Source organism: Vibrio sp. V42_P2S4T144, from assembly GCF_009904715.1.
GTDB classification, from domain to species: Bacteria; Pseudomonadota; Gammaproteobacteria; order Enterobacterales; family Vibrionaceae; genus Vibrio; species Vibrio alginolyticus.
In genome coordinates, this window is sequence record NZ_WXWS01000214.1 from 1 (window position 1) to 5,173 (window position 5,173).

The window sequence follows — 5,173 nt, forward strand, 5'->3', positions numbered from 1 at the left end:
AATGCGCGCCCTTGCTGGTACAGAACTGTGATGACGTTTTGAAAATCGGAAACTATCAACTTAAGAACAATCTAATCGTAGCCCCTATGGCTGGTGTAACGGATAGACCGTTTCGCGAGTTGTGTCTTCGCTATGGTGCGGGAATGGCCGTCAGTGAAATGATGTCTGCTAACCCAAAACTATGGGGAACGTCAAAGTCGAAACAGCGCATGGTACACGAGGGCGAATCGGGCATTCGCTCTGTACAGATTGCGGGTTCCGATCCACAGCTTATGGCGGACGCAGCTCAATTCAGTGTTGAGAACGGTGCACAAATCATCGACATCAACATGGGCTGCCCGGCAAAAAAAGTGAATAAGAAGCTAGCGGGCTCTGCTCTGCTTCAATACCCAAACATTATCGAAGAGATTTTGAAAGCGGTCGTGAATGCAGTGGACGTTCCTGTAACGTTAAAGACTCGAACTGGCTGGGATACAGACAACAAGAACTGTGTCCAGATCGCTAAATTAGCCGAAAACTGCGGCATACAAGCTCTTGCTCTGCATGGCAGAACGAAAGCATGTATGTACAAAGGTGAGGCCGAATATGACAGCATTAAAGCGGTAAAAGAGGCGATTTCAATTCCGGTTATCGCGAACGGTGATATCGATAGCCCGGAGAAAGCCAAATTTGTACTGGAGTACACCGGTGCGGACGCTTTAATGATTGGACGCCCTGCCCAGGGTCGTCCTTGGATTTTCCAGGAAATCCATCACTATTTGGAAAACGGCACCACAATGGAGGAACTTCCAACTGAGGAAGTGAAAACCATTATGCTTGGTCATGTAAATGCTCTGCATGAGTTTTATGGGGAGTTCTTAGGTCCACGTATCGCGCGCAAGCACGTTGGGTGGTACCTGAAAGAGCATGAACAGGCAAGTGAGTTTCGCCGTACCTTCAACGCTATCGACGCAGCTCCGCTGCAAATTGAGGCGTTAGAAGGTTATTTTGATAACGTTGCATCATAATTAAGAGAAGAGCTAGACCGAATATGTTCGAACAAAATCTGACTTCAGAAGCATTAACAGTAACTACAGTAACGTCACAAGACCAGATTACTCAGAAGCCTTTACGTGACTCTGTTAAAGCGTCTCTTAAAAACTACCTTGCTCAACTAAACGGCCAGGAAGTAACAGAACTATACGAATTAGTTCTAGCTGAAGTTGAACAGCCACTATTAGATACTATCATGCAGTACACTCGCGGTAACCAAACTCGCGCAGCAACTATGATGGGTATCAACCGCGGTACTCTTCGCAAGAAACTTAAGAAATACGGCATGAACTAAGACCGTTTTTCAAAAAGTATTTGGAACAAGCCGTTACCTTTTTAGGTAACGGCTTTTCTTTATCTACTAAAACACTACGAATAACGCTCACTTTGTGCAGTATTACCAACTGGCTTTAAGATAACCACCGCTGAGCCAAACAATAGCGAAACCACGAAAGCGACCCATTCATTGCCTACAGAATACGCGAAGCCCGCCAAGGCAGACCAAGTCGCGACACCAAAGTGCATCATACTCATTCCAGAAGACATTAACACACCTCGATATTCATCAGATAAGCTTGCGATATGTGCTTGTAATGCCGGAGAACCAACCCCTCCAGCGAGAGACCAGAGCGCTAGAGCTGGAAGATAAGCGGTCACCATACTCATCTCATTTGAGAACACCCATGCACTACAAGGTATGCACACCATTAAGGCCACTCGCATAACGGCTCGAGAGCTACCAAGCCAGCGAGAAGCTCTCGCCACGCACATATTTCCAACCACACTCACGATCCCTAGAGCTGCATAAATAGCGCCCACCCAACCGAGCGCCAAATCGCTGGTATCTCGAATATGAAGGCCTATCAGGTTAAATACACCAATACCTCCCCCTAAACCTAAACACATCGCTAGAATCGCCCTCAACGCGCCAGGAACATGAATGACGTCTGTGATAGGTGGCAGAGTATCTGACTTCTTGGACTCATTATGCTTGTTGTTCATGAACACTACGCTCATAGCACCAACAAGAAGAGCCGCAACGCCCAAAATAATAAAAGCGGCACGCCATGATAAAAGCTGGGTCAACAATGCTCCGATCGCCGGGCTAGTTATCATACCTAGCGTTAATCCCGCCTGAACCATCACAATTTGACGCATCGCTCTATTACCCTTCGCGTCTCCCGCTAACGCGAATGCAATTGGCAACATGCCTGCACTTGCAATACCAGTGATCACACGAGTTGCAATAGCAAGTTCAAAATCATGAACTATGCCCGTCGTAATAGACGCAACCCCAAATACAAAGCAAGCAGGCACCATGATACGAATACGCCCAACTCGGTCTGATAAACGGCCCAAGTAAGGAGCGCAAATTGCTATGGCTAAACTATATGCCGTAATAAATAAGGTCACCTGACTCGGTTGAACACTTAAATCATTTCCGATGGGTTCAAGAATAGATCCAAGCATCAACTCATCAGCACCAACAAGAAAAGCAACTAGAAATAGGATCATGGACTGCATCATAGCTCCACCTCCTGTTCTGTTTCCGATTCAGCACAAGTGAGCAACGAAATATCTAAAACTCTATCAGGCCAAGATTGCAAAAATGCCTTCTCATGAGATACCACAATCACGCTACCGGAAAAGCGCTGGAGAGCCTCTTTAAGCGCATTTTTGCTGCTGCTATCCAAATGTGTTGTTGGTTCGTCCAACAGCAAAACATTGCATTTCTGAACCGATAAACAACACAGTTTCACCCGAGTTTGCTCACCACCGCTCAATGTATCTAAGTGGCGCTGCGTCTTATCCCCCGTGATCCCAAAGCGAGCTAATAGCTTGCGTGACTCTTTGCTTGAGATTGTTGGCGCACAAGAGCACAGCTCCTGTTCAGGCGTGTTCTGAGGATGGCGCCAAGACAAATCTTGAGAAAAATAACCAATCATTGCACCTTTTGCCAATACCACCTCACCAGAGAGTGGCTCGATCTTCCCCATCAGGGTTTTAAGTAAGGTCGACTTACCCACGCCGTTAAAGCCAGCAACAACCAACTTTTCCCCGCGCGCTAACGTGATATCAAGCGCAGGAAGCAGAGGCTGCTGATAACCTATCATCAACGCTTTTGCGTCAATCACATACTGTTGCCCAATGGGCTGGTAAGCAAAGTCAAACATCGATACTTTCTCTACATTATTCAGTTGAATACGTTCGATTTTATCCAGTTTTTTCTTACGCCCTTTAGCAAGACTCGCGTTAACTCCAGCGCCATTTTTGGCAATAAATTGCTCTAACTTTCGAATTTCATTTTGCTGAGCCTTATATTGCTTTTCTATCAAAGCACCATCGTGATGCTTTTGCTGCATTGCTTTGACATAAGTGCCGCTGTATTTTCGAACCGTTTGATAATCAATATCACAAATACTGGTCGCTACTTGATTAAGGAAATCAACATCATGAGAAACCAGTAAAACTGTGCCAATGTAATCATTGAGAAACGTGACTAGCCATTCAATGTGAGGAGCATCAAGATAGTTTGTCGGCTCATCAAGAATTAACACATCGGGGTTGCGAAGTAACAACCTGCCTAAAAGGACTTTGTGTCTTTGACCGCCACTTAGCGAGACAAGCGGTGTATCTAAGCCAAATTGATAAATACCAAGACCTACAGCAACTCGTTCAATTTTGGTATTAATTGCATAGAAGTCTTCATCTTCTAAATATGCCTGTAGCCGAGCGACTTGGCTTAAAAGAGATGTAGAGTGAGACTCGGTCATCGCCTGATACAAAGTCCAAAGCTTCTGCTCGGCAGCGTATAAGTTCTCAAAAGCACTCTTTAAGCATTCATAAACCGTCAGCGCATTATCCATCTTAAAATGTTGCTCTAAATACCCCACCTCAAGGTTTGGTAACCAGTCAATGCAGCCCTTATCTGCAGATAATTCACCAATAAGCAGTTTTAATAAGGTGCTTTTTCCAACGCCATTCGCTCCAGTGATACCTATTTTCTCTCCCACGTTAATTCGAAATGTCGCGTTGTTATATAAACTCTTATCAGCGATCTGATAAGACAAATTTTTAACTTGTAAAATACTCATGCTTTTAACCAAATAAAAAGGGCCGGTGATCAATACCGGCCCTTATTTCAATACTGGATAATGCTTTGTAGCTGCTTAACAGATACAAAAAGGCCGATGATGAAATATCACCGGCCATCTCTTCTCTTTTATCAGGTGTACAGACGCCTGCGTATAACTTCAGCGAAGTTACTCACGCATAAAACACCTGATGAAGATTAATTTAAGACTCCGGGCAACACTTCATCGCGTTTTTTGCACGGAGTTCAGCCTTCTTACAAAGCTTTTAAACAAGAGATATAACATGATTTACTGTCGAAAAAATATTCGATGTGAAGCGTACACCTTTAGAATAAAAAGTACCAGATAATTATTAAAACTATCGTGACTTACACGAAGGTCCACAGAAAGAAGACTTTTCCTCAGTCAATGTGCCAGGTGAACTGCTTACTCAGCAAACACAGCTATGAAAGCACCTATACCGCTCACGTTATACGTACGTAGTGGTGACTTTGAAGGTTGGAGAGGGTTAGAGGGAAGAAGTAGCGAATATACTTTAAGACACTGGCTTAAATAGGTCGACAAAACAAAATCCATGTTTGGAAAGTTTTAAATGCGCTGAGTTTATATTAATAAGCGCCTATGGCTAAATCAAAACATCTAAAGCAGAGAAATCTCCCCCGAAAATAACATAACCTAGTGAATAAATTTTCCAGGTAATAATAAAGGAAGCTTTGGTAAGTAAGCACAAGGGCTGAGAACTAGCGCTCGATACTAGGACCCGGTTCAGTAGAAACCACACAAAACTGAGTTCCACTTCACTCATAACAGGGCTTAGAAAGCATCGCCAGAGGGAAGCCGGCCTCTCGATGCAAGGTTTCAATACGAAAGTGGGTTTAAGGTAAGTCGGGGAACCAAAACGAAAAAAGCCCCAGTCTTTCGACTGGGGCTTAATATAAGTGGCGGAGTGGACGGGACTCGAACCCGCGACCCCCGGCGTGACAGGCCGGTATTCTAACCAACTGAACTACCACTCCGCAGTGGTATCACTCGCTTTAATAAGCAAG

4 protein-coding genes and 1 tRNA gene are annotated in these 5,173 nt (G+C 44.6%); 2 read left to right on the forward strand and 3 right to left on the reverse strand.

Annotation, left to right across the window (positions count from 1 at the left end; translation table 11 throughout):
- Positions 1–38 precede the first annotated feature (38 nt).
- On the forward strand, positions 39–1,007 hold the full coding sequence (gene dusB / locus CAG68_RS07620; RefSeq protein WP_005382505.1) for a tRNA dihydrouridine synthase DusB: 969 nt from the start codon (positions 39–41) through the stop codon (positions 1,005–1,007).
- Positions 1,008–1,030: 23 nt separating this feature from the next.
- Positions 1,031–1,327, forward strand: coding sequence for a DNA-binding transcriptional regulator Fis (fis, locus tag CAG68_RS07625; RefSeq protein ID WP_000462885.1), 297 nt, complete (start codon positions 1,031–1,033; stop codon positions 1,325–1,327).
- A gap of 74 nt (positions 1,328–1,401) precedes the next feature.
- On the opposite strand, the gene CAG68_RS07630 is transcribed toward fis, so the two are convergent.
- The 3 genes from CAG68_RS07630 to CAG68_RS07640 form a co-directional block, all read right to left on the reverse strand.
- A complete protein-coding gene (locus CAG68_RS07630) occupies positions 1,402–2,559 on the reverse strand; it encodes an MFS transporter (RefSeq protein ID WP_086047084.1) in 1,158 nt (385 codons plus the stop codon).
- A complete protein-coding gene (locus tag CAG68_RS07635) occupies positions 2,556–4,127 on the reverse strand; it encodes an ABC-F family ATP-binding cassette domain-containing protein (protein ID WP_086047085.1) in 1,572 nt (523 codons plus the stop codon). The genes CAG68_RS07630 and CAG68_RS07635 overlap by 4 nt, the downstream gene beginning before the upstream one ends.
- A gap of 939 nt (positions 4,128–5,066) precedes the next feature.
- A tRNA-Asp gene (locus CAG68_RS07640) sits at positions 5,067–5,143 on the reverse strand.
- Between the last annotated feature and the right edge of the window lie 30 nt (positions 5,144–5,173).